Origin of the sequence: Bifidobacterium cebidarum (assembly GCF_009193305.1) — a bacterium.
GTDB lineage: Bacteria > Actinomycetota > Actinomycetes > Actinomycetales > Bifidobacteriaceae > Bifidobacterium > Bifidobacterium cebidarum.
In genome coordinates, this window is sequence record NZ_WBVS01000003.1 from 261,890 (window position 1) to 285,335 (window position 23,446).

The 23,446-nt window shown below is 60.5% G+C and carries 22 protein-coding genes and 1 riboswitch; all 22 genes read right to left on the reverse strand.

What is annotated here, in order from left to right; genetic code table 11:
* Positions 1-6: 6 nt before the first annotated feature.
* Positions 7-1,329 (reverse strand): tyrosine--tRNA ligase, encoded by a 1,323-nt coding sequence (gene tyrS, locus F7D08_RS04770; protein WP_152209531.1) that lies wholly within the window; start codon positions 1,327-1,329, stop codon positions 7-9.
* Positions 1,330-1,442: 113 nt separating this feature from the next.
* Complete coding sequence (locus F7D08_RS04775) at positions 1,443-2,273, reverse strand: putative ABC transporter permease (protein WP_152209584.1); 831 nt, start codon at positions 2,271-2,273, stop codon at positions 1,443-1,445.
* 11 nt (positions 2,274-2,284) lie between these two features.
* A complete protein-coding gene (locus tag F7D08_RS04780) occupies positions 2,285-2,845 on the reverse strand; it encodes an HD domain-containing protein (protein WP_152209532.1) in 561 nt (186 codons plus the stop codon).
* 123 nt (positions 2,846-2,968) lie between these two features.
* Entirely contained in the window at positions 2,969-3,322 is a 354-nt protein-coding gene (locus F7D08_RS04785) for a rhodanese-like domain-containing protein (protein WP_152209533.1), read from the reverse strand.
* 64 nt (positions 3,323-3,386) lie between these two features.
* Positions 3,387-4,196 (reverse strand): thiazole biosynthesis adenylyltransferase ThiF, encoded by an 810-nt coding sequence (gene thiF / locus F7D08_RS04790; RefSeq protein WP_152209534.1) that lies wholly within the window; start codon positions 4,194-4,196, stop codon positions 3,387-3,389.
* Positions 4,197-4,291: 95 nt separating this feature from the next.
* A complete protein-coding gene (locus F7D08_RS04795) occupies positions 4,292-5,161 on the reverse strand; it encodes a thiazole synthase (protein ID WP_101625264.1) in 870 nt (289 codons plus the stop codon).
* Between the two features lie 46 nt (positions 5,162-5,207).
* Positions 5,208-5,402: a sulfur carrier protein ThiS gene (thiS, locus tag F7D08_RS04800; protein WP_152209535.1), complete on the reverse strand. Its 195-nt coding sequence runs from the start codon at positions 5,400-5,402 to the stop codon at positions 5,208-5,210.
* A 171-nt stretch (positions 5,403-5,573) separates the two neighbouring features.
* Positions 5,574-5,675, reverse strand: a riboswitch (TPP riboswitch).
* Positions 5,676-5,765: 90 nt separating this feature from the next.
* Complete coding sequence (gene argH, locus F7D08_RS04805) at positions 5,766-7,238, reverse strand: argininosuccinate lyase (protein WP_152209536.1); 1,473 nt, start codon at positions 7,236-7,238, stop codon at positions 5,766-5,768.
* A gap of 119 nt (positions 7,239-7,357) precedes the next feature.
* Positions 7,358-8,596 (reverse strand): argininosuccinate synthase, encoded by a 1,239-nt coding sequence (locus F7D08_RS04810; RefSeq protein WP_152209537.1) that lies wholly within the window; start codon positions 8,594-8,596, stop codon positions 7,358-7,360.
* Between the two features lie 88 nt (positions 8,597-8,684).
* A complete protein-coding gene (locus F7D08_RS04815) occupies positions 8,685-9,197 on the reverse strand; it encodes an arginine repressor (RefSeq protein WP_152209538.1) in 513 nt (170 codons plus the stop codon).
* A complete protein-coding gene (argF, locus tag F7D08_RS04820; protein ID WP_152209539.1) occupies positions 9,194-10,159 on the reverse strand; it encodes an ornithine carbamoyltransferase in 966 nt (321 codons plus the stop codon). The genes F7D08_RS04815 and argF overlap by 4 nt, the downstream gene beginning before the upstream one ends.
* 28 nt (positions 10,160-10,187) lie before the next feature.
* On the reverse strand, positions 10,188-11,483 hold the full coding sequence (locus F7D08_RS04825; protein WP_152209540.1) for an acetylornithine transaminase: 1,296 nt from the start codon (positions 11,481-11,483) through the stop codon (positions 10,188-10,190).
* Positions 11,473-12,429 (reverse strand): acetylglutamate kinase, encoded by a 957-nt coding sequence (gene argB, locus F7D08_RS04830; protein ID WP_152209541.1) that lies wholly within the window; start codon positions 12,427-12,429, stop codon positions 11,473-11,475. Before argB ends, F7D08_RS04825 begins: the two co-directional genes overlap by 11 nt.
* Positions 12,430-12,564: 135 nt before the next feature.
* Entirely contained in the window at positions 12,565-13,740 is a 1,176-nt protein-coding gene (gene argJ / locus F7D08_RS04835; RefSeq protein WP_152209542.1) for a bifunctional glutamate N-acetyltransferase/amino-acid acetyltransferase ArgJ, read from the reverse strand.
* Entirely contained in the window at positions 13,737-14,831 is a 1,095-nt protein-coding gene (argC, locus tag F7D08_RS04840) for an N-acetyl-gamma-glutamyl-phosphate reductase (protein WP_152209543.1), read from the reverse strand. The genes argJ and argC overlap by 4 nt, the downstream gene beginning before the upstream one ends.
* Positions 14,832-14,957: 126 nt before the next feature.
* Positions 14,958-15,596 carry a DUF4190 domain-containing protein gene (locus F7D08_RS04845; RefSeq protein ID WP_152209544.1) on the reverse strand — a complete coding sequence of 213 codons (639 nt, stop codon included), beginning with the start codon at positions 15,594-15,596 and terminating at the stop codon, positions 14,958-14,960.
* A gap of 69 nt (positions 15,597-15,665) precedes the next feature.
* Complete coding sequence (gene pheT / locus F7D08_RS04850; RefSeq protein ID WP_152209545.1) at positions 15,666-18,275, reverse strand: phenylalanine--tRNA ligase subunit beta; 2,610 nt, start codon at positions 18,273-18,275, stop codon at positions 15,666-15,668.
* 7 nt (positions 18,276-18,282) lie between these two features.
* Positions 18,283-19,338, reverse strand: coding sequence for a phenylalanine--tRNA ligase subunit alpha (pheS, locus tag F7D08_RS04855; RefSeq protein ID WP_193316198.1), 1,056 nt, complete (start codon positions 19,336-19,338; stop codon positions 18,283-18,285).
* Positions 19,339-19,415: 77 nt separating this feature from the next.
* A complete protein-coding gene (locus F7D08_RS04860; protein ID WP_152209547.1) occupies positions 19,416-20,285 on the reverse strand; it encodes a TrmH family RNA methyltransferase in 870 nt (289 codons plus the stop codon).
* Positions 20,286-20,405: 120 nt separating this feature from the next.
* Complete coding sequence (locus tag F7D08_RS04865; protein ID WP_152209586.1) at positions 20,406-21,233, reverse strand: energy-coupling factor transporter transmembrane component T family protein; 828 nt, start codon at positions 21,231-21,233, stop codon at positions 20,406-20,408.
* Between the two features lie 68 nt (positions 21,234-21,301).
* Complete coding sequence (locus F7D08_RS04870; RefSeq protein WP_193316193.1) at positions 21,302-22,828, reverse strand: ABC transporter ATP-binding protein; 1,527 nt, start codon at positions 22,826-22,828, stop codon at positions 21,302-21,304.
* Complete coding sequence (locus F7D08_RS04875) at positions 22,828-23,427, reverse strand: ECF transporter S component (protein WP_152209548.1); 600 nt, start codon at positions 23,425-23,427, stop codon at positions 22,828-22,830. The genes F7D08_RS04870 and F7D08_RS04875 overlap by 1 nt, the downstream gene beginning before the upstream one ends.
* Positions 23,428-23,446 lie beyond the last annotated feature (19 nt).

Here is a 23,446-nt window from a genome sequence, read left to right on the forward strand (position 1 = left end):
CTATACTTAACGGTTTTCCACGGCGCCGAGCGCCTTCTTGCCACGACGAATGAGAGCGAAGCGGCCAGCGAGGAAATCAGCCTCGCCAAGCACCTGCTCCTCGTCCTCGATACGGTTGTTGTTGAGGTATACGCCACCGGATTTGATGGCGCGACGGGCTTCCGAGCCGGACTTGAACAGACCGGCTGCCTGAGCGGCATCAATCACGCGGTCGCCGGGCTTGGCAACCGGGAACACATGCTCGCCGTTCTCATCGACGACTTTGAAGCCATCCAGCACGGATTCAAGTGTTGCCTCGTCAATGTCCTCAAGATTGCCGCCGCGGCCGAACAGCGCGCCGGAGGCATCGATGGCGGCCTGGGTTGCGGCTTCGCCGTGCACGAAGCTGGTGACCTCCCAAGCCAGCGCCTTCTGCGCCTCGCGCCTGCCCGGATTGGTCTTGGACTCCTCCACCAGACGCTCGATCTCGGCCTTGGGCAGGAAGGTGAAGGCCTTCAGGAGGCTTTCCATCTCCACATCCGGGCGGTTGATCCAGAACTGGTAGAACTTGTAGGGGCTCAGCATCGTGGCGTCCAGCCACACGGCGTTGCCCTCGGACTTGCCGAACTTCTTGCCCTGCGCATCGGTGATGATCGGGCTGGTGAACACGTTCACGTCCACGCCGCGCACCTTGTGAATCAGGTCAAGGCCGGAGGTCAGGTTGCCCCACTGGTCGGAGCCGCCGAGCTCGAGAGTGCAGTGATACTCGTCGAACAGGTGCAGGAAGTCGTTGCCCTGCAGCACCTGGTAGCTGAACTCGGTGAAGGAGATGCCCTCCTCGGAGTTCAGGCGGCGTGCCACGGTATCCTTGGCGAGCATCGTGCCGAGGCGGAAGTTCTTGCCGACATCGCGCAGGAAGTCGATGACGCTCATCTGCGCGGTCCAATCGTAGTTGGACACGAATCGCACCGGGTTGGCGCCTTCAGTCTCCAAAATGCCGCCGATCTGCTGCTTCAGACGCTCGGCCCAGCCGGCCACGACGTCCTTCGGATTGAGCGTGCGTTCGCCGGATTGGCGCGGATCGCCGATCAGACCAGTGGCGCCACCGACCAAGGCGATCGGATGGTGACCGGCCAGCTGCATGTGACGCATGTTGATGAGCTGCACCAGATTGCCGATGTGCAATGAAGCGGCGGTAGGGTCGAAGCCGCAGTAATAGGTGATCGGCTCGCCGTTCAATGCCGCTGCGAGTCGATCCCGGTCCGTGGACTGGGAAATCAACCCGCGCCATTCCAGTTCCTCAAGCAGGGTGTTGAAACCCGCTTCCTTGAAGTCGGTGACGTGAGCCATAGCGTGTAGCTTCTCCCTATCGAATTGTCTGATGAACGATGCTTAATTCTGTTTTCAAGCGTCTATAAGTCTCGCAGAACACACCGACAGTGCCGCCCACGCGGGTTTCCCGTTCACTGGCCGCGTCGGTACAGCTTTTCAAGCGTCTCACGCAGCTGCTGCAACGTATCGTTGTTGGAAGTGGTCTTCAATCTCGGGAAGGACGCAATCATACGGCGCTGCTGACGGTTGAACACCGAATCGGCGGCGTCCTTGATGCGAAGCATGAATTCGGAAGACATCTCCTTGCCGTTCTGCCAGGACTCGCCAACCTTCTGGCCCACTGTGGATTGCATGCCGCCGAACCTGTCGGTGGCCCCGGAAACCGCGTCACCCACTTTCTCGCGTACCACATCGCCATACTTGGCCACGGCGACTTTGAACTGTTCGAGGCTCTGCTCGAAGTTCACGATGCCGCACACGGTGACGATGGTATCGACGATGGTAAGCACCATAAGCGCCACGAACAATGCATGAATGATCTGCAATGGAATCATGTCGGTCACTCGTGCGACCTCAGGCTGGATCACATCCACAATCAGCACTCCCCCGATGCCGAATACCACGGCACCAAGCAGGCAGATGCGACCGTTCAGATTGAAGTGGAAATGCGAATAATCCCACCATCGCGCGTGGAACAGCTGTTCCATGGCCCATGATGTGAAGTATTCGAGCACCGAGGCGCCGATCATCGCCAGGAAGAACAAGGCAACCGGATTATGGATATGGCCGAGAATCACCACGCCAGCCACCGCGCCCGTGCCATAGATCGGGCAGAGCGGACCGTTCAGGAATCCACGGTTCACCCAGCGACGCTGCTGGCAGGAGACCAGAATCGATTCGTACACCCAGCCGGCGAAGCTATAGAAGATGAACCACAGGAACAGATACTCGAGAAACAGCATCACGGTTCAGATCACCTGCCTTGCGTGATGCCCGGTCGCTGACGGCTCGATTGCAGGGCTGCGCGCAATGGCCTGGCCGGCAACGCCTTCTTATGGAATCGGCCCATCGAGAAGGTCTCGCGGGTGGCGGAGATCTTGTCCGCCAAGGTGACCAGATAGCCTTCGATATAGCGCGGCGGGATCGGCGTCATCGGGAACATGTGCTTTTCGATGCTGTCGCGTTCGATGGCGTTGAGCTTGAAGTCCTTGAGCGCATTGGCCAATGCGGCATGCCCATGGGTGAATCCGTGCCAGCGGTGGGTGCCGTTATCCCAGTCGTGCCAGTCATAGAGGAAATAATCATGCAGCAGCGCCGCACGAATCAGGGATTTGATATGCACGTGATGCCACAGGTGTGCGCGATCCGCCATCCATACGGCCAGGCACGCCACGCGGATGGAATGCGCGAATGTAGTGACGTTGCCGTGTTGGTAGCAGCAACGTTCAATCTCCATATGCTGATGTTCGATGATTTCACTGCCGTGCTTGGCAACCAGTTGTTGAATCTGCGTACGAGTGAGCAGACGTCCCACGGTATCGGGCTCCTCAGAATCGATCAGTCTGTACTTACGTTGTTCGTTGCCGATTGTAGGACAAGCACAGAACGCCCGGACTCATCCGCCCGGATGATTATGGGCAGGAGCTCTGCGTTCCGCCTACGCACCTTGGGTTGCCAGATACTGCTGATAAGCGCGGAATCCGCCGTCCAGGCTTGCCACCTCGTAGCCGCGATCGGCGAGGATTTCGGCGACTTCCTCGCTCCACCAGCCTTCGGCGCAGTAGACGATGACTTTACGATCTTTCGGCACGTTTTTGAGCACATGGGCCAGTGGATCAAGCGGCGCATTGATGGCCCCTGCGACTGGATGCGCCTCCACGTCCGCCGGCTCGCGCAAATCCAGCAACGTGACCGTCGACGGGTCAAGCGCGGCGAACTCGGCCGGCGTGATATGGCTGAACACCGGTTCCTCGGCATCCGCCTGCGGATGGTTATGCAAAGCAATTGGCATAGCTGACATTCCCCTCGTTATTCCGGTTCCTTCGAGGAGCGCCGGAATCATAATCACATGGCAATCAAATGGCGCAAGCCGGCTGAATATAATTGGCCGAATCGATGGCGGTGATGGTCGGATGCTCCCCGCACACCGGGCAGTCCGGCACATGCTTGGGCAGCGGTACACGACGTATGTTCATCGTCAACGCATCGACGGTAAGCATACGGCCAATCAGCGGCTCGCCTACCCCTACGATGAGTTTGGCGGCTTCGGTGGCTTCAATGCTGCCGATGATGCCCACCACGGCGCCAAGCACGCCGGCCTCCTTGCAGGTCGGGATCTCGCCGGCCGCCGGCATATCGCGGAAGATGCAGCGATAGCACGGTCCTTCTCCGGGCACGACAGTCATCACCTGTCCGGCGAATCCCACCACGCCCGCATGAATGTATGGCTTATTCGCCAGTACGCACGCATCGTTGATGAGGAATTTGGCGGCAAAGTTATCGGTGGCATCAATCACCAAGTCATACGGCTCAATCAGTGCGCTGATATTGCTGGCATCAACGAGTTCGCGGTGGGCATCAATCTGCACATCCGGGTTTAATGCTCGGATGGACGCGGCCGCTGAATCCACCTTGGGAGTCCCCACCGAGGCCGTGGTATGGATGATCTGGCGCTGCAGATTGCTCAGATCCACCACATCGCCATCAACCAGACCGATGCGCCCCACACCAGCGGCGGCAAGATACAGCGCCACCGGCGAGCCGAGGCCGCCGGCACCGATGATGAGCACACTGGAGGCCAGCAGACGCTTCTGCCCCTTGACCCCCACGCCTTTCAAAATCAGGTGGCGGGCATATCGCTCCACTTGTTCGTCAGTTAATGCCATAGCTCGATTCCTTCATCGTATGTTCCCGACTGAGCGCTTCTCTTAGGCCGGCTGCCCGTCGGCTTCCTGCAACAGGAGGCCGACGGGCAGATTCGTCAATGCAGATACCCGGTGGTGGGGCTGGACGGCACGGCCTGGCCTTCGGTCACCTTGCCGAGTCCGGAGAGGTAGGCTGCGCGGCCCGCGTTGATGGCGTTCTTGAATGCCTCGGCCATCAGCGGGATGTTACCGGCGGAAGCCACAGCCGTGTATGCCATGACGGCGTCGGCACCCATTTCCATGGCGTCGCATGCCTGGCTCGGGCGTCCGATGCCGGCGTCGATGATGACCGGCACATGCGCGTTGGCGATGATGATTTCGATGAAATCGCGCATGCGCAGGCCCATGTTGGAGCCGATCAGTGAGCCCAACGGCATCACGGCTGCAGCACCGGCCTCCTCGAGCTGGCGCGCGGCAATCGGATCGGGGAACATGTACGGCATCACGACGAAGCCTTCCTTGGCCAGCATTTCGGTAGCGCGGATGGTTTCGGCGTTGTCCGGCAGGAGATACTTGGTCTCATGCTCGATCTCGACCTTGACGAAATCGGTGTGGCAGACTTCACGGGCGAGGCGGGCGATGCGCACGGCCTCTTCGGCGTTGCGCGCGCCGGAGGTGTTCGGCAGCAGCGTGATGCCTTCGGGAATGTAGTCGAGCACACTGTTTTCGGTGGTTTGCGCACGGCGCAATGCCATCGTGACGATCTGCGTGCCGGCGTGCTCAACGGTGGCCTTGATGAGGTTCAGGTCATAACGGCCGGAGCCCAGGATGAAGCGGGACTGGAATTCGTGGCCGCCCAGGTTGAGCGGCTTGTCCTCCACCGGCAGCATCGGCGCTGCGGTGCCAACGGGATTGACGACCTTGGGCTGCGGCGGCAGTGGTGTCGCTTCAACGGATGCTTCGGTAACCGGATTGATGTTCATGATGTATTTCCTTCTTTGGACTGTCTCGTAGTGATGCTGAGGCTTTGACTCAGCCGCCCTGTACGAACTGGACGATTTCCATGACGCACTGGTCATCGAGCATGGCGTCTGCTCGCTTGTCGCGCGGAATAATCTCTCCGTTGAGTTCGATGGCCACGCGTTCGGCACGGAAACCGTGAGTTTCCAGATAGTCGGCCACGCTGACCGGCGCTTCGAGCTTAACCTGCTCTCCGTTGACCTGCATTCGCATCCCTTCCATGAATACTAAAAAAGGGCGCACGAAACGAACCGTACCTTAAGTGGTGCGCCCATTCATGAACCCAGTCATGCGACCGTGCATGACTCATGGCGCATTGGCTACACCACAAGCCGCACACGGCTGAATTATATGAACCGAACAGAGTGGCGAACCCAACAAATCATGAACAACGATTCCTTACGGCGGCATGACCCGCGTCAAGTTCCCCGGTCGAAGCTGGCGCTTCCTCTCAGCCTTTCGGCTCCCGTTCGTTACGGTTATTCAGTGTAGGTGCGGCGTGTGACATAACAACGGCTCTCCGTTGTTGTGCGGAGAGCCGAAGTGTCATCAATGTGGCGCTGGCAATAATCAGAACGTGCCAGGAGCCTTGTATGCGGAGCCGTCAGAGGTGGAGGCCGGGAAGAGCTTCAGTTCTTCGACCTGCGCCTTGGCGTCGACGATCTGCTCGCGTACGCGACCGTAGGCGGTGCCGCCCTTGCCGTTACGGGAATCGACGGAACCGTGGCTGGAGAGCACCTCACGCACGCCCGGAGCCTTTTCGGCCGGCAGGAATGCGGCGAAGGTGTCGATGAAGTCCTGATCGGTCAGATCCCAGAGTTCCTGGCCGCGGCCTTCGGCGATCTTGACGCATGCGCCGGAGAGCTCGTGGGCATGGCGGAACGGCACGCCGTTCTTGACCAGCCATTCGGCGATGTCGGTGGCCAGGGCGAAACCGGTCGGGGCTTCCTCTTCCAGACGATTGGCGTCGAAGTGCATGGTCCTGACCATGCCGGTGAAGGCGGGCAACAGCACTTCGAGGGTATCCACCTGGTCGAAGACGGCTTCCTTGTCTTCCTGCAGGTCGCGGGCGTAGGCGGTCGGCAGACCCTTCAGGGTGGCGAGCAGACCAGTCAGGTCGCCGATCAGGCGGCCGGACTTGCCGCGGGCGAGCTCGGCGATATCCGGGTTCTTCTTCTGCGGCATGATGGAGGAGCCGGTGGAGTAGCCGTCGTCCAGCTTGACGAAGGCGAATTCCTGGGTGTTCCAGATGATGATTTCCTCCGAGAGACGGGAGATGTCCACGCCAGTCATGGCGGCCACAAAGGCGAATTCGGCCACGAGATCGCGGGCAGCGGTGCCGTCGATGGAGTTGTCGGTCACGCGGGAGAAGCCGAGTTCACGGGCCACGGCCTCCGGGTCGAGGCCGAGCGTGTTGCCGGCGAGTGCGCCGGAACCGTATGGGGAGGCGTCGATGCGCTTGTCCCAGTCGATGAGGCGCTGCACGTCGCGGATGAGCGGCCAGGCGTGGGCCATGAGCTGGTGTGCGAGTAGCACCGGCTGGGCGTGCTGCATGTGGGTGCGGCCCGGCATCACAGTGCGACCGGCCTTTTCGGATTGTTCGATCAGTGCGTTGACGAGGTCGAGCAGCAGTCCGGCGATCACGCGAGAGTGGCGGCGCAGCCACATGCGAATCAGGCAGGCGATCTGGTCGTTGCGGGAGCGGCCGGCGCGAAGCTTGCCGCCGAGCTCGTCACCCGCGATGTCGATCAGGCCACGTTCCAGCGCGGTGGCCTCATCCTCGTCGTCTTCGATCGGAGCGAAGGAGCCATCATCCACGTGACGCTGCAGGGTGTCGAGGGCGTCCTCCATGCGCTGCAGTTCGTCGGCGGTCAAGAGACCGGCACGGCCGAGTGCGCGAGCATGGGCACGGGAGCCGGCGATATCATCGTCGGCCAGCCGCCAGTCGAACTGGGTGGACTTGGACAGTCGGGCCAGTTCCGGGGACGGACCGGAGGTGAAGCGGCCACCCCACAGTGCCAGATGTTCATTGTTTTCGGGCATGAATCACTCCTTATGCAAAAATAGCGGCTGCGCACAGCGTATCAGCGCGTTCAAACATGAGCCCTCTAGACAAATGAGCTCCCCTCGTGGGAGGGGAGCTCAATGCGTTGCATCAATAATTACTCCACGGTGTTGGTGGGGACTTCGATGCCGTTGCCGAACTTCACGTCGCGGGCTGCGGCCACGCGGGACGGCAGGCCGTAGATGTCAATGAAGCCGTTGGAGGACTTGGAATCGAAGCTGTCGCCGGAATCGTAGGTGGCGAGCTTGTAGTCGTACAGCGAGGAGTCGGAACGACGGCCGGTCACCACGGCACGACCACCGTGCAGGGTCATGCGAATCTCACCGGAGACGTACTTCTGGGTGTCTTCGATGAAGGCGTTCAGGGACTGGGTTGCCGGGGAGAACCACTGTGCATCGTAGACCAGCTCGGCCCAGCGCTTGTCGATATCACGCTTGATACGGTGCTGTTCGCGCTCGAGGCAGCAGTTTTCGAGTTCCTGGTGGGCGGCGATCAGCGCCACGGCACCCGGAGCCTCGTACAGCTCGCGGGACTTGATGCCGACCAGACGATCCTCGATCAGGTCGATACGGCCGATGCCCTGGGCGCCGGCGCGGCGGTTCATCTCTTCAATGGCCTGCAGCGGGGTGACGTCACGGCCGTCAATCTTGACGGGGATGCCCTGCTTGAACTCGATAACCACTTCATCTTCGACCGGCGGGAAGGCCGGATCGTCGGTGTAGGAGTAGCAGTCCTTGGTCGGACCGTTCCACGGATCCTCGAGGAAGCCGGTCTCGATGGCGCGGCCCCACACGTTCTGGTCGATGGAGTACGGGGACTTCTCGGTCTGGGTGATCGGCAGCTTGTGCTCCTTGGCGAACGCGATTTCCACGTCACGGGTCAGCGCAAGGTCGCGAATCGGGCTGATGGCCTTCAGCGTCGGGTCGATGGCGGCGATGGACACCTCGAAGCGGACCTGGTCGTTGCCCTTGCCGGTGCAGCCGTGGGAGATGGTGTCGGCACCGAACTGGTGGGCGGCGCGCACGAGATGCTTGGAGATCAGCGGGCGGGAGATGGCGGAGACCAGCGGGTACACGCCCTCGTACATGGCGTTGGCCTTGAGGGCCTTCATGCAGTATTCGTTGGCGAACTCGTCACGGGCGTCCACCACATAGGATTCCACGGCACCGCAGGCGAGAGCGCGCTGCTTGATGGTCTCGAGGCTTTCGCCACCCTGACCGACATCGAGGGAGACGGCGACGACGTCCTTGCCGGTGCGCTCCTTCAGGTACGAAATGGCGACGGAGGTATCAAGACCACCGGAATAGGCCAGAACAATGCGCTTGTTATCTGCCATTGATTCCCTTTCCTAAACAATCAAAAAACAAACTGAATGCAATTATATACAGAGCTATGCATATTTATGCATGGGCGTGTTGGACAAATCATTTGGAGGCGAGGGTGAGAAGCCAGTCGGCGCGGGCGGCGGCGGTGTCGTCATCAGTGCAGATGACCAGCACCGTATCGTCGCCGGCGATGGTGCCGAGCACACCGTCGATGGGTTGCTTATCCACCACGGAGGCCACATACTGAGCAGCGCCGGAAGGCGTGTGCACCACAATGAGATTGCGGGCGGCGGCCACCGACGTGACCAGACCGCTCAGCACGCGAGACATCTGCGCTTCCGAGCGTTCACCTACAATAGCTTCCCCCTCGCCCACGGCCGCCCCTCGGTCAACCGCATAGGCTACCGTGCCGTCCTTCAGGCGCGTCTTGACCGCATGCATCTCGTCCAGATCACGGCTCAGGGTTGCCTGAGTGACCACAATGCCCTCATCAATCAGAATCTTGGACAATTGCGATTGGGAGGTGACGATATGCGTGGCCAATGCCTGTTCGATGGCACTCAGCCGAGCGGCCCTGGTGGCGGGCCGCTGCAACGGTGAAGAATCGCTCATGCCAGCAGGCTTTCGTCTCCACGAGCCTTGCCGGCGAGCCATGTCATCAGCGCCTTTTGGGCATGCAGACGGTTCTCAGCCTCATCCCATACCACGGACTGCGGGCCATCGATCACTTCAGCGGTGACTTCCTTGCCGCGGTAGGCGGGCAAGCAGTGCTGGAACAACGCATCCGGCTTGGCGAGCGCCATAAGCTCGGCATTGACCTGATAGTCCCAGAACGGCTTGGAGCGAATCGCGTATTCGGCTTCCTCGCCCATGGAAACCCAGGTGTCGGTGAAGACGCAGTCGGCGTCCTTGACGGCTTCCTTGGCATCGGTGGTCACCAGGATCGAGCCGCCATTCTCAGCGGCGATGCGCTCGGCATCGGCCACGATATCCGGGCGCGGCAGGTAGCCCTGGGGGCCGGCCACGCGCACGTTCATACCGGCCACGGCACCACCAAGCAGGTAGGAGTTGGACATGTTGTTGGCGGCATCGCCCACGTAGGCGATGGTCTGGGTCTTCAGGTTATCCACGCCACCACGGTGTTCGGCGATGGTCTGGAAGTCGGCGAGAATCTGGCAGGGGTGGAAGTCGTCGGTCAGCGCGTTGATCACCGGATGGGTGGAGTACTTGGCCATTTCCTCCACACGGTCCTGACCGAAGGTGCGCCAGACCACACCGTAGGCCATGCGATCGAGCACGCGGGCGGTGTCGGCCACCGGCTCGCCGCGGCCCAGCTGGGAGCCGGACTTGTCGATGACCAGCGGGTAGCCGCCCAATTCAGCTACACCGATGGAGAAGCTGGAGCGGGTACGTGTGGATGGCTTGTCGAACAGCACGGCGACGGCCTGCGGGCCGGCGAACGGCTGCTTGTAGAAGCGGTTGTGATGGAACTTGATGGCGAGTTCCAAAACCTGCTTCTGCTCCTCATGGTTGAGGTCATCGTCGCGCAGCATGTGGCGAAGTTCTGGGGTCATGGTGATCTCCTTGAAGTAATTGGAAGTATTAATCGTTGGGTAGGTCGGTCGGAACGCTCTTGAGCACGGCCAATGCCTGCTCGACGTCTTCGGCGGTAACGATCAGCGGCGGCGCGAAGCGCAGCGCATCAGGTGCCACGGCGTTGACGATCAGGCCATGCTCGAGGCAGTAGTTCATTACCGCGTGCGCGCATGGATGCTTGAGTTCGACGGCGTCGAGCAAACCACTGCCGCGCACCGAAACGTACAGCGGGTTGCCGGTGGCCATGATGCCTTCACGCAGCTGCTTGCCACGCTCCTCGGCATTCGCTACCAGGTTTTCGTCTTCAATCGTGCTGATTGTTGCCAGTCCTGCCGCGGCGCCCAACGGGTTGCCTGCGAATGTGGAGCCGTGCGAACCCGGCGTGAACAGTGCCGCAAGCTTGGCGCCGAAGGCGATCATGCCGCCCATCGGGAAGCCGCCAGCCACGCCCTTGGCGAACGTGACCATATCGGGCGTAACGCCACCAGATAACTCCTCGTTCTGGAACGCGAACCAGGAACCCGTGCGGCCCATACCGGTCTGCACTTCATCGATGATGAGCAGTGCATGGTTGATGTCGCACATTTCGCGCACGAACTTGACATAGTCAGCGCCCAGCGGCTTGACGCCCGCCTCGCCCTGAATCAACTCCAGAATCACCGCGGCCACCGGCCCCTTGCCGTAATGGCCAAGACCGGTCTGGGCGAAGGCATCATGCAGCGCGAATTTGTCTCCGGGGCGCACGAACTCGATGTTCGGCACCAGCGGATCGTACGGCTTGCGGATGTTCGGCTTCCAAGTAGCGGAAAGAGCACCCATCGTACGGCCGTGGAAGCCCTGGGTCATGGCGATGATGCGTGCCGGCTTGCCACCCACGGACGGCAACGCCCCCGGCAGCGTGCGGCCGTAGAGCTTGGCGAGCTTCAACGCCGCCTCATTGCCTTCCGCTCCGGAGTTACCGAAGTAGACCTTGGAGCCCTCAGGAGCACCAGCCAGCTTGACCAGCTTGGCGGCGAGCTCGATCTGCGGTTCGGAGGCGAAGTAGTTGCTGATATGGGCCATCTTCGCCGCCTGCTCGGCAACGGCCTTGACCCACTTGGGGTGTGCGTAGCCCAACGAATTGACGGCGATACCGGCCAGGAAGTCGAGATATTCATTGCCATCGACATCCCAGATATGGGCGCCTTGGCCATGGTCCATCACGCGAAGCGGCGTGCCGAATACGTTCATATGGACCTGGGCGTACTCCCCCAGCCACTTGCTGTCTTCCGCGCCCAGTGTTTCCTCATGCTCAGTAGACATAGGAGCTCCTCATTTCCAGTCCGTCCTCAGGCACGACCATGGTGCCGATACCCGCGGAAGTGAATATCTCGTTCAAAATGGAGTGTGGCTTGCGGCCGTCGATGATGTGGGCTTGAGGCACACCACCGTCGATGGCGCGCACGCAGGCCTCCATCTTCGGGCGCATGCCGGATTCCAAATCCGGCAGCATATCGCGCAGATTCTCCACGCCGATGCGTCCGATCAGCGAATTCCTATCCGGCCAATCGGCGTAGAGGCCATCCACGTCGGTCAGAATCACCAGTTTGTGGGCGCCTACCGCGGCGGCCAATGCGGCGGCTGCGGAGTCGGCGTTCACATTCAGCACCTCAGTGGCGTCCTCTTCGTTGGGAGCCACGGAAGAGACCACTGGGATACGGCCCGCTGCAACCAGATCCTCCACGGCGGAGGCGTCCACGGACACCACATCGCCCACCAGGCCGATATCGGTAGGAGCGCCGTCGATCACCGGCTTGCGCTGGGTGGCGGAGAACAGGCCGCCGTCCTCTCCGGACAGGCCCACCGCCAGCGGACCATGTGCGTTGATCAGGCCCACCAGTTCGCGGGAAACCTTGCCGGTCAACACCATGCGCACCACGTCCATGGCTTCAGGAGTCGTGACGCGCAGGCCGCCCTTGAACTCGGACTTGATGCCCAGAGCCTTCAGCATATGGGAGATCTGCGGGCCGCCGCCATGCACCACAATCGGATGGATGCCCACCTGGCGCAGAAACACCATGTCTTCGGCGAAGCATTGCTTCAGATGCTCATCAACCATGGCGTTGCCGCCATACTTGACCACGATGCGCTGGCCGGCGAACTCCTCCAGCCATGGCAATGCCTCAATCAGCACTTCCGCTTTCTGATCGGCGCGCAGGTCGGTGTGCACGTCAAAATGGAACCCAGGTCCCTTTAATTCCGTAGCCATAAATCTATTATTTCCCCTCACATATGCCATAGGTAAGAGGTTGCTGGAGATATTCGTTGTCAGACCGTAGGCTTGGCCGAACGGCCTTGAGTGTGTCGGACAACGAATATCTCCAGCAATCTCGCATAGCTTTACTCAGCTTTCATAGTCGGCGTTGATGTGTACGTATTCGTGGGTCAGATCGTCGGTCCATACGGTGGCCGAGGCATCAGCACCAGTGTTCAGATCAATGTCGATATGCACTTCGCGCGGAGTCATGTCGACTTCACTGCGATCGCGCCCGGCGCCGCCGTTCTCGCAGATGCGCACACCGTTGACGTCAACGGTGACCTTGTTGGAATCGTATGGCGCCACGTCTTCAGGCACCGTGCCCAAAGAGCTGACGATACGGCCCCAGTTCGGGTCATTGCCGGAAATCGCGCATTTGAGCAGGTTGGAGGCGGCCACTGCACGGCCACATGCCAATGCCGCCTCCTCGCTGGTGGCACCGGTCACGGTGATGCGGATGTCATGGGAGGCGCCCTCGCCGTCGCCGATGATCTGACGGGACAGGCTGGCGCAGGCCTGACGCACAAGCCTGTTGAACTCATCCTTATCCGGTTCAACGCCGGAGGCACCGGAGGCGAGCAGCAGCACCGTGTCGTTGGTGGACATACAGCCGTCCACATCGATACGGTTGAAGGAATGCTCGGCAGCCACAGTGAGCGCGGCTTGCATCTGCCCGGCGGAGACCACGGCATCGGTGGTGATGACGCACAGCATGGTGGCCAGCTGCGGAGCGATCATGCCGGAGCCCTTGACCATGCCACCGATTTTCCAACCGTTGGAGCCGGTCAGTTCAACCGTCTTCGGCTTGGTATCGGTGGTCATGATGGCATGGGAGGCATCGGCTCCCGCCTCGGCGGTATCGGCCAAAGCTTCATACGCTTGGGTGGCCCCCTCGAGCACGTGGTCGAGCGGCAGCAGCTCACCAATCAAACCAGTGGAGCATACCGCCACATCTTCCGGCTTGGCACCAACCAGTTCGGCGACCTTTTCCGCAGTGGCCTTGGACTGCGCATAGCCTTCCTCGCCAGTGCAGGCGTTGGCGCCACCGGAGTTCAGAATCACCGCCTTGGCGTGGCCATCCGCCACAATCTTGCGACTCCACTGCACCGGTGCCGCGCAGAAACGATTCGAGGTGAATACACCGGCAATGGCATCAAGCGGACCGTTGTTGACGACCAGTGCCAGATCCTTCTTGCCTTCAACCGCGGAAATACCGGCTTCCACACCGGCTGCGGTAAATCCTTGTGCGAATGTAACGCTCACGGAGCTACTCCAATCTTGGTCAGGCCTGCATCCTCAGGCAGACCCAGTGCGACATTCAGTGACTGTACCGCTTGACCGGCCGTACCGCGGTTGAGGTTATCAATAGCTGAAAATGCATACAGTCGCTTGGCCTTGCGATCGGTGACCACTTGCAGATGTGCGGCATTGGAACCGATCACATTGCCGGTTGCCGGCAGCATGCCTTCCGGCAACAGCACCATGAAGTCCTGGCCTTCGTAGGCCTTGGTCCAGATGCCACGAATTTCCTCATCGCTCATGTCGAGTGCCTTCTCGCTCATGCGAGCGGACACGGTGGCGAGAATGCCGCGGGACATAGGGGCAAGAACCGGCGTGAAGCCCAGCGTGAATTCGCTGGCGGCCGCAGCGCTTTTGCCAGCTGCGTGTGCGAAGTTCTGCAGAATCTCAGGGATATGACGGTGCGTACCACCGACACCATATGGCAATGCGGACTGCAATGCTTCGGAAGCGAGCAGATTCGTGCGCTTCAGGTTCTTGCCGGCTCCGGAATAGCCGACCACCAGATCGGCGACGATGTCGGTCGGCTCAACGAGGCCTTCGGCAATACCCGGCTGCAGGGCCAGCGTGGTTGCGGTGACATTGCATCCCGGTCCGGCGATACGCTTCGCACAAGGCAATGCCGCACGCTGGCGAGTGTATTCGCCGTTCGTGTTCTTGCCGGTAATGAGTTCCGGCATGCCATAGGTCCAGTGCTCGTAAAAATCGCCGCCATAGAACTCATCCCAGGCACTTCGCTCTTCGAGGCGATGGTCGGCGCCCAAATCAACCACTATGGCGTTCGGATCCAACTGGGAGGCCAGCTTACCGGAAGCGCCATGCGGCAACGCAAGAATAATCACGTCATGACCGTTGAGCACTTCAGGCGTGGTATCCTCCACCGTGAGCCCGGCCAATTGCGGAATGTGCGGCATGTGCTTGGCCATGGAATCACCCACGGAGGAATGTCCCGCCACGCAAGTGACTTCAAAGTCGGGGTGGGCGGCAAGAATGCGCAGCGCCTCGCCTCCGGCATATCCCGTGGCACCGGCCACGGCCACTGAATATTTGGGCATACTCATCTCTTTTCAACTGATGTAACCTTGGATGAGTATACATGATTATGCAGACTTATGTATAGTTATGCACAGGTGTGTTGGCTCACTGGTCCAAAGCCAACACGGAAAGGAACCACTTGCGAATCACGCGGCAATGGAATCGCTGGAGGAAGAGCCGGCACCACCGGTCAGCTGTTGCAACGCATCCTGATAGAGACTCATGGCGTCATATCCATTCAACGCCATCCAAACAACGGCCAGCGTATACAACACATTGAGTATCACTGCCGCCAGAGCCAGGCCAAAACCCTTCATATGGAAGGTACGGGTACGCCACATGGCCAGGATTCCCATCAATGCCGACAATACCGGCACAGGGAAGAACAATGCCAGAACGAAGGAAATAACCGCATACGAATCCCAATGCCCATACAGGGGATTCTGATTGGGATCGTTCAAATCAATGCCGTTGTAATAATGCGGCTGGTAGGGCTTGCCGTCTTGGTTGGAGGCGGGATTGCCCTGACCGAGCCGACCATATGGCTGACCCTGCGCTCCGGGATACCCGCCTGGGTAATATCCCGGCACATTCTGCCGCTGCGCAGCGTCACCGGACGCATTGCCCACTGCCTGCTGCGCCGCCGCAGTATTCTGCTTGGAATCGGATTCGGGAGCGCCATAGAGATATGGATTGTAATTGGGACCATATTGCCCAGCCATGGCACCGTATTCAGGCTGTTTGTACTGCCCGTACTCCGGTGTTTGTTGTTCTGGCTGGCTCATGACGCTCCTTAACTGTCGTTCAAGTATGGGCAAGGCTCCCCTCAGTTGACTTCGGGGAGCCCAGGTAGGTCAGGCGCGCAGCTGCGCACCAATCTTTGCGGCCGCCGCGACGATATCCGCACGAATCGCCTCGCTGTCTTCGGCAGAGAGCGTCTTGCTCGGGGAGCGGAAGACCACGGCGTAGGCCAGGGACTTCTTGCCTTCGCCCACCTGCTCACCGGTGAACACGTCGAACAATTCGATGGATTCGAGGTTGGCGCCTGCGGCTTCGCGAATCACGGCTTCCACCTGAGCGGCGCTGACCGTATCGTCCACGGTGAACGCCAGATCCTGCTTGACCGGCGGGAAGGTGGAGATCGGCTTGGCCTGAACCGGCTTGCCAGTCAACGTGGCGAACAGGTCGGTCAGGTTCAGCTCGAAGGCGGCGGAATGCTCAGGGAAGCCCAGGGCCTCGTTGACACGCGGGTGCAGTTCGCCAACCCAACCGGCGAACACATCGCCGGCCATCACGCGGGCGGCGCGGCCCGGATGCCACTGTGCGGGAACATCGTCGGCGGCGGGCTGGTCGAGCGTGATGTTCGCACCGATACGACCGGCGATACGGCGCACGGCTTCCACGGCATCGGACCAATCGACCGGGCGCTTGCCGCCCAGCCAGCCGGCGTCTTCAGCCAGGCCGGTCAGGATACCGGCCACGTGGTCGGGCTGATCAGGCAGGCCGGCATCAAGTGCGGCCAGCTGCTCGTCGGTCGGACGTACGCCACCGGGCAGAGCCGGGATGGCGGGAGCGTTGGGATCCCACAGGTAGACATGGCCCAGCTCGTACAGGGAGACGTTCTCGATGCCGCGGCGGATGTTGCGCTGCACGGTGGTGGCCAGAGTAGGCAGAATCTCACGACGCAGGTACGGACGATCGCCGTACAGCGGGTTGGCGATCTCCACACTGACCTTCTTGGTGGATTCGGCATCATAACCGAAGGCCTTGTAGTCCTCGTCGCCCACGAACGGGTAGCTCAGCGCTTCCACCATGCCGTACTCGGCAAGTTCGTCCGCGATACGACGGCGACGCAGCTGGTTCGGGGTCAGGCCCACGAGGCCTTCCACCGGAGCCGGCGGCACGGTGACCGGAATCTGGTCGTAACCGACCAGTCGGGCGATCTCTTCGACCAAATCGCAAGGAGCGCCAAGATCCGGACGCCAGGTCGGCGGAGTCACGGAGAATTCACCGTTACCGCCACCGGCAACGGTGCAGCCGATATCGGTGAGGATGTCGGAAATGCGGTTGATGTCCACATCGAGGCCGGCTACACGAGCCACCTCCGAGGCCTTGAAGTGAATGACCTTGCGACGCTTGGTGTTGTTCACATCATTCGGGTGTTCGCTCGGCTCGCCATTGCCGTACTTGGCCAGCAGTTCGGCGGCCATCTGAGCGGCGGCCGGCTGCAGTGCGGTGTCCACGCCGCGTTCGAAACGACGGGAAGCCTCGGACGGGGTCTTGTGGCGGCGTGCGGAACGGGCGATGGTCACCTGATCGAAATGAGCGGCTTCCAAGAGGATGTTCTTGGTGTCGGCGGTCACTTCGCCGTACAGACCACCCATCACACCGGCAAGGCCGATGATGCGGGAACCACGCTCGCCGTTCGGAGAGTCGGTGATGAGCAGATCTTCGACGCTGAGCTCATGTTCCTTGCCATCCAGCGTGGTGAGCTTCTCACCGGCGTTGGCGCGACGGACCACAATCGGGCCTTCGAGCTTGTCGAGATCGTAGGCGTGCATCGGCTGGCCGAGATCCAGCATCACGTAGTTGGTCACGTCCACTGCCAGAGACAGGGAGCGCATGCCCGCACGGGTCAGGCGTCGACGCATCCAGTTCGGGGTCTTGGCGGTGGGATCGAAGTTCTTGACGATGCGGGCGTAGTAGCGGTCGCATCCGGGAACGCCGTGAATCGGGTTGTTGTCATCGATTTCGACGTCGATGTCCACCTTGGTGCCCGGCTGGTAGTCGGCCGGTTCCGGAGCCTTCTCGTTGAGGGCGATGGCCGGATCGGTGTACGGAGCACCGGTGGAGTGGTGGTATTCGCGGGCCACGCCACGGTAGGAGAGGGTGTAGCCACGATCCGGGGTGATGTTGATCTCGAGCAGCGGCTGATCCAAATGCAGCAGATGCATGGCGTCCTGGCCGGGCTTGAGGGCCTCATACTCGGCCTTGGTGAAGCCGTACTCGCGCAGCAGGATGATGCCGTTGTGGTTGTCGCCAAGACCCAGCTCGCGCTCGGAAGCGCACATGCCGTTGGAGATGTGGCCGTAGGTCTTGCGCGGTTCGATCTTGAAGTCGCCCGGCAGCACGGCGCCCGGCAGCGTCACGACGACCTTTTCGCCGGCCTTCATGTTCGGAGCACCGCAGATGATGCCGCGCGGAACCTTGTTGCCATTCTCGTCGGTCTCATTCCATTCGTCACCGCAGTCCACATGGCACCAGTTGATGATCTTGCCGTTCTTCTGCGGTTCCGGGGTGGCGTCCACTACGTAGCCGACCACGATCGGGCCGGTCACCTGGGAGGCGTGAATCTCCTCTTCCTCAAGGCCCACCTTGACGAGGTCCTTGGCGAGCTGCTCATAGGTCAGGCCTTCAGGAACCTCGACATGGTCCTTGAGCCAATCGATATCGATCATAGGCATGGCTGAATCACTCCCCCATCACAAACTGTTCGGCGAAACGCACGTCGCCTTCAACCAGGTCGTGCATATCGTTGATGTCGCTGCGCAGCAGCAGCGTGCGCTCCATGCCCACGCCGAAGGCGAAGCCGGTGTACACGTCCGGGTCGATGCCGGCGGACTTCAGCACGTTCGGGTTCACCATGCCGCAGCCGCCCCATTCGAGCCAGCCCGGGCCGCCCTTCTTATCAGGGAACCACAGGTCGAGCTCGGCGCTCGGCTCAGTGAACGGGAAGTAGCTCGGACGCAGACGGGTCTTGGCCTCTGGGCCGAACATGGCCACGGCGAGCTTGTCCAGCACGCCCTTCAAATCAGCCATGGTCAGGTGCTTGTCGACGGCGAGGGCTTCGCACTGGTGGAACACCGGGGTGTGGGTGGCGTCAAGCTCATCAGTGCGGAACACACGGCCCGGGCTGGCGATGTACAGCGGCACACCGCGGGTGAGCAGTGCACGAACCTGATCGGATGAGGTCTGCGTACGCACCACCATGTTGGAGCCCACGAAGCCTGCTGCGTCCTTGGCCTGATTGCCTTTGACGTAGAAGGTGTCCTGCATCTGGCGGGCCGGATGATCAGGGCCGAAGTTCAGGGAGTCGAAGTTGTACCATTCGGCTTCAATCTCCGGGCCGGAGGAGATCTGCCAGCCCATGGAGATGAAGAAGTCCTCGACATCTTCCATCAGCTTGGCCAGCGGATGGCGGGCGCCCAGCGGCTTGCGGTTCACCGGCAGCGTCATATCCACGGTTTCAGCAGCCAGGGCAGCCTTCTCGGCGGCTTCCTTGAGCTCGACTTCCTTGGGTCCATAGGCGCGGCCGAAGTCGGCGCGCAGCTTGCTCATGAGCTTGCCCGCGTCCTTCTTCTGATCTACAGGGAGCGAACCGATGGCCTTGCTGGCACGAGTCATCGCAGAATCAGCGCCTGCGTACTGTGTCTTGATGGCTTTCAGCTCCTCCAGATTGGAGGCGTTCTGGATTTTCTCGATGCCCTCGGCAACCGCAGCGGTTACCTGGTCGGCATCGAACACCATTTGTTCTGCCACGAGAACCCTTTCGTTCGATGATTACTCAACGCGGTTTTCTAATGTTTGCAGCGTATTTTCCAAACTCACATTGTTTCAATATGACCCGACATAGCCAGGCTCATCAGCATGACCGCGGCCGAGGTGCCGAGGTTCAATGATTCGGCTTTGCCATAGAGCGGAATGGAGATGATGCGTCGGCACTGCTCCAGGATCTCCGTCTCCAACCCACGTGCCTCGTTGCCGAACAGCACTACTTTGGACTCAGCAACAGACGCTTGGTCGGCAAGCACCTGCGGCAAGCTCTCAGGCTTGCGATCGTTGGTGCCGTACACATCGGCCGCCCACACGTCCACATGTTGATCAGCAGCCCAGCTGAAGAACTCTGCAGTTCCCATATGCAGTACCGGAATATGGAACAATGAGCCGACCGTGGATCGAATAACCTTCGGATTGAGCGGATCGACGCAATTGTCCACAAAAATCACGGCATCGCAGCCGGCTGCATCGGCCGCACGAATCACCGTGCCGGCGTTGCCCGGGTCGCGCACCTGCCAGAAGGCGGCAATCTGTGGCTTCTCCCCTAATTCAATATCTTCGGGGTCGCTCTGCATCGCCCGCGCATTGCCTACTGCCAGAATACCTTGCGCATCCTTGCTGATATGGCGGATGACATCACCAGTGCACTGGTGTACGTAAATCGTGGCATCCTGGGATTTGTCCACGATTTTCTCCAACGTGGACGAAATGATGCGCGGATGCTCCAGCGCTTGGGAAACCTCCACGTACAGGTCCTGTACTACGTCTGGCCGCCAGGTTACGGCTTCGCGCACCGCCTGCGGGCCTTCGATAAGGAAACGACCGGAGCGTTCGCGGCCTTTGGTACGGGCGAGGTCGGCGATACGGCGCACACGGTCCGACTTTGGATTATCGAGAATCTGGGCATTAATCGGCATAGGCTTTAGCCTACCGCAAGGTTGTACAGCGGAGGTGAAATAAACTACGCACCTTGAAAAGCACTGTGCTCATTAACGCTTTTCAAGCACCTTGAAAAGCACTGCGCTCATTAACGCTTTTCAAGCACCTTGAAAAGCAAAATGCCAATTACCGGTGGCGACGGCTAGGGCTAGGGCGGCGAATGGAATGGCCAGGCAGATGGCGTAGAAGATCCAGTCGATGGCATGAAGGCTGGAGACGCGGGCTTGGGAACGCGGGGCATCCGAGCCGAAGCCACGAGCCTCCATAGCGGTGGCCAACTTGGTGGCGCGGCGGATGGAAAGCACCAACAAACCGAATGCCTGAGAAAGCGCACGCATGATGGCGTTGCCGTCACCCAAACCACGGGAACGCTGGGACAGCCCCAAAGCGCGCCAGTCATCCTGCAACAAGGTGAACATGCGCAGACCCGCCAGACCGCCATAAACGAACCGCGGGGAGAAATGCAGAATTTCCACCAAACCGTCAGCCAAGTCGGTGGGATCAAGCCCCAAAGCCAGAATCACACCGGGAACAGCAATGGCCGCCACACGAATGGCCGTGGCCAATGCCAGCGGGAATGACCCTTCGGAAATCACAATCCAGCCAGCGGACCATACAATCTCACCGGAGACTCGCGCATACAAGAACACCGAAATAAAGCTGCCAAGCGCGGCAATCCAGACGGGCCATGTCTTGCGGCATACCGTCCACGGTGCCACGCCGCCGATCCATAACAGTATGAATTCGATGACCAGAGCGCTGGACGAAGACACCAAATCCAAGCTGAAGAACATCGGAATGCACAGCAGCAGTGCGCCGATAATGCGGCTGACCGGATTGATACGCGCCACAAACCATGAGGGCGAAGCCAGTTTGACCGGTTCCACTCGCGTATCCTGCGGGCTGACGGTCACAGTATCGGCAATGCCATTCGCATCTTCAGAGACTTCGATCGCACGCTCATTATGCCGCATAGCAATCTGCACGGAATCGCTCATGCCCGACTCCCCTCCTGGAACATCACGCGACGCGCGTCCAACGCATTCACCAGCGCTTCATCGTGCGTCACCATGATCACGCACGAGCCTTGGTCTCGAATAGCGGCGATGAGTTTGACCATTTCGGTCCATGTGGTGAAATCCTGGCCGAATGTCGGTTCGTCCATCACCAATACCTGCGGTGCGGCAGCCAACATCGAGGCCACGGACAGACGTCGTTTCTCACCGCCTGACAGTGTATATGGATTCGCTTGCGCGAATCGGGTCAGATTCATGCGTTCCAGCATCGAATCCGCGATGGCATAGGCCTCTTCTTGTGTTTTGCCCATTGACTTCGGGCCAACCGACACTTCATCACGTACGAAATTCGCGGCAAACTGGTGCTCCGGCTCCTGGAACACCATGCCGATACGGCCAAGCAGCTCGCGGCTCTTCCACATGATAGGCTCACGACGGTCTGCACGTGGAGCAAGATTCTCGGCTATCAGCACCTGCCCATCGACCGGCGGCAGCAGACCGGCCAGCGTCAACGCAAACGTCGACTTGCCGGCACCATTAGGCCCCATGAGGGCAGTGACTTCGCCGGGATAGAAATCAAGATTGACGCCAGCGCCCAGTGCGCTGCCTCGGCCAAAGCTCAGGTTCCGGCAGCTCAGCACCGGCATATGCTCGTTCAGTTCGTCGGCGGTCGCGGACACATTAGTCACATTCACTGCCTTGGCAGCAGCTGATCCCGGGCGATAATCAGGAATCGTGCGGCCGGGCACCCATGCGCCGCCGGATGCCAATACATCGCCCATCGCCGCGAACACTTCGTCCGGCTTGCCATCGGCAATGACCGCGCCAGAAGGATCGCCGGGCTCCGGACGCCCCAGTACAATCACACGATCGACCATATCAAGCCAGACATCGATGTGGTGTTCCACCACCACCATGGTCTGCCCGGTCGATTCCACGACTTTCTTGACCGCATCATGCACTTCGACCACTCCTTCAGGGTCGAGGTTGGCGGTCGGCTCGTCGAGCAGGAGCAGTCCGGGCTTCATGGCGAGTACGCCGGCCAATGCAAGGCGCTGGCGTTGGCCACCGGAAAGATGGCGAGTGGAGCGATTGAGGTCAAGATCCCCCAGACCAACAAGGTTCAGGGATTCACGCACGCGCTGCCAGATCTCCTCGCGCGGCACGTTAAGGTTTTCGCAGCCGAATGCTGCATCATCGCCCAATCGTTCAAGAATGATCTGCGAGTCCGGGTCTTGGAGCACCAAGCCCACGCGGCCTCGCGCCTCGCGGGCGTCCACGCCGTCGATGGTCAGCGAGCCTTCCTGTTCGCCTTCCTCATCGCCGCCGAGCACGCCGGCGAGTCCAGCCATCATCGTGCTTTTGCCGGCACCCGAAGCACCGAGTAAGAGTACACGTTCACCTGGCTGGATAGTGAAATCAACGGCACGCAACGCGAAATCCTTACGCGTTGCGTGCCTCCAGCCCCAGCCGTTGGCTTCAACGGCGGCCGGTTGTACCTGCATCAGACGCGAGCCTGGGCGCGACCGGACTCAAAGCGATCGAGCACGCCGGTGGCGGCGATCGCACGAGAGAGGAACCAGACCACGATTCCGGCGATGATCAGGCCGGAGATGATGGAGCCCACGAGGTACCAGCCGACGCGCAGGAAGTTCCAGCCCGGGTTGGTGGCCCAGTAGTAGACCCAGCAGCCCACGCCGGCCAGAGCGCCGGAGAGCAGGGTGGTGCCGATGTTCCACTTCTTGTAGGCGAATACGGCGAAAGCGATTTCAGCGCCAAGGCCCTGGATGATGCCGACGATCAGAGAACCGCCAACGCCCCACTGGTTGCCCAGGGTGAGCTCAAGGAAGGCGGCAAGGGTTTCAGCGAACAGTGCGGCACCCGGCTTGCGCACGATGATGGCGGCCAACGGACCGGCGAACAGCCAGAAGCCGTTGAGCAGGCCTTCGAAGCCCGGGGTGACGCTTTCGAACAGGGTCAGCGGAACAGCGCAGACGATGTCCCAGCCCCAGAAGATAACACCGGATGCAACGGCGATGATGGCGGCGACGACGATATCGACAACGCGCCACTTGTAGTTGGCCTTAGCCACAGCTTCAGTCATGATTGTGCCTTTTCTTCTC

What these genes read in the sequence shown, in the direction of transcription:
- F7D08_RS04785 (WP_152209533.1), bottom strand. Translation starts at nt 3,322, where the DNA reads ATGCCAATTGCTTTGCATAACCATCCGCAGGCGGATGCCGAGGAACCG.
- F7D08_RS04860 (WP_152209547.1), bottom strand. Translation starts at nt 20,285, where the DNA reads ATGCCGATTAATGCCCAGATTCTCGATAATCCAAAGTCGGACCGTGTG.
- thiF (WP_152209534.1), bottom strand. Translation starts at nt 4,196, where the DNA reads ATGGCATTAACTGACGAACAAGTGGAGCGATATGCCCGCCACCTGATT.
- argC (WP_152209543.1), bottom strand. Translation starts at nt 14,831, where the DNA reads ATGCCCAAATATTCAGTGGCCGTGGCCGGTGCCACGGGATATGCCGGA.
- argF (WP_152209539.1), bottom strand. Translation starts at nt 10,159, where the DNA reads ATGACCCCAGAACTTCGCCACATGCTGCGCGACGATGACCTCAACCAT.
- F7D08_RS04810 (WP_152209537.1), bottom strand. Translation starts at nt 8,596, where the DNA reads ATGGCAGATAACAAGCGCATTGTTCTGGCCTATTCCGGTGGTCTTGAT.
- F7D08_RS04870 (WP_193316193.1), bottom strand. Translation starts at nt 22,828, where the DNA reads ATGCAGGTACAACCGGCCGCCGTTGAAGCCAACGGCTGGGGCTGGAGG.
- pheS (WP_193316198.1), bottom strand. Translation starts at nt 19,338, where the DNA reads ATGGTGTTCGATGCCGACCAGGTAACCGCTGCGGTTGCCGAGGGCATC.
- F7D08_RS04825 (WP_152209540.1), bottom strand. Translation starts at nt 11,483, where the DNA reads ATGTCTACTGAGCATGAGGAAACACTGGGCGCGGAAGACAGCAAGTGG.
- F7D08_RS04775 (WP_152209584.1), bottom strand. Translation starts at nt 2,273, where the DNA reads ATGCTGTTTCTCGAGTATCTGTTCCTGTGGTTCATCTTCTATAGCTTC.
- argB (WP_152209541.1), bottom strand. Translation starts at nt 12,429, where the DNA reads ATGGCTACGGAATTAAAGGGACCTGGGTTCCATTTTGACGTGCACACC.
- thiS (WP_152209535.1), bottom strand. Translation starts at nt 5,402, where the DNA reads ATGCAGGTCAACGGAGAGCAGGTTAAGCTCGAAGCGCCGGTCAGCGTG.
- tyrS (WP_152209531.1), bottom strand. Translation starts at nt 1,329, where the DNA reads ATGGCTCACGTCACCGACTTCAAGGAAGCGGGTTTCAACACCCTGCTT.
- argH (WP_152209536.1), bottom strand. Translation starts at nt 7,238, where the DNA reads ATGCCCGAAAACAATGAACATCTGGCACTGTGGGGTGGCCGCTTCACC.
- pheT (WP_152209545.1), bottom strand. Translation starts at nt 18,275, where the DNA reads ATGCCTATGATCGATATCGATTGGCTCAAGGACCATGTCGAGGTTCCT.
- F7D08_RS04845 (WP_152209544.1), bottom strand. Translation starts at nt 15,596, where the DNA reads ATGAGCCAGCCAGAACAACAAACACCGGAGTACGGGCAGTACAAACAG.
- F7D08_RS04815 (WP_152209538.1), bottom strand. Translation starts at nt 9,197, where the DNA reads ATGAGCGATTCTTCACCGTTGCAGCGGCCCGCCACCAGGGCCGCTCGG.
- F7D08_RS04875 (WP_152209548.1), bottom strand. Translation starts at nt 23,427, where the DNA reads ATGACTGAAGCTGTGGCTAAGGCCAACTACAAGTGGCGCGTTGTCGAT.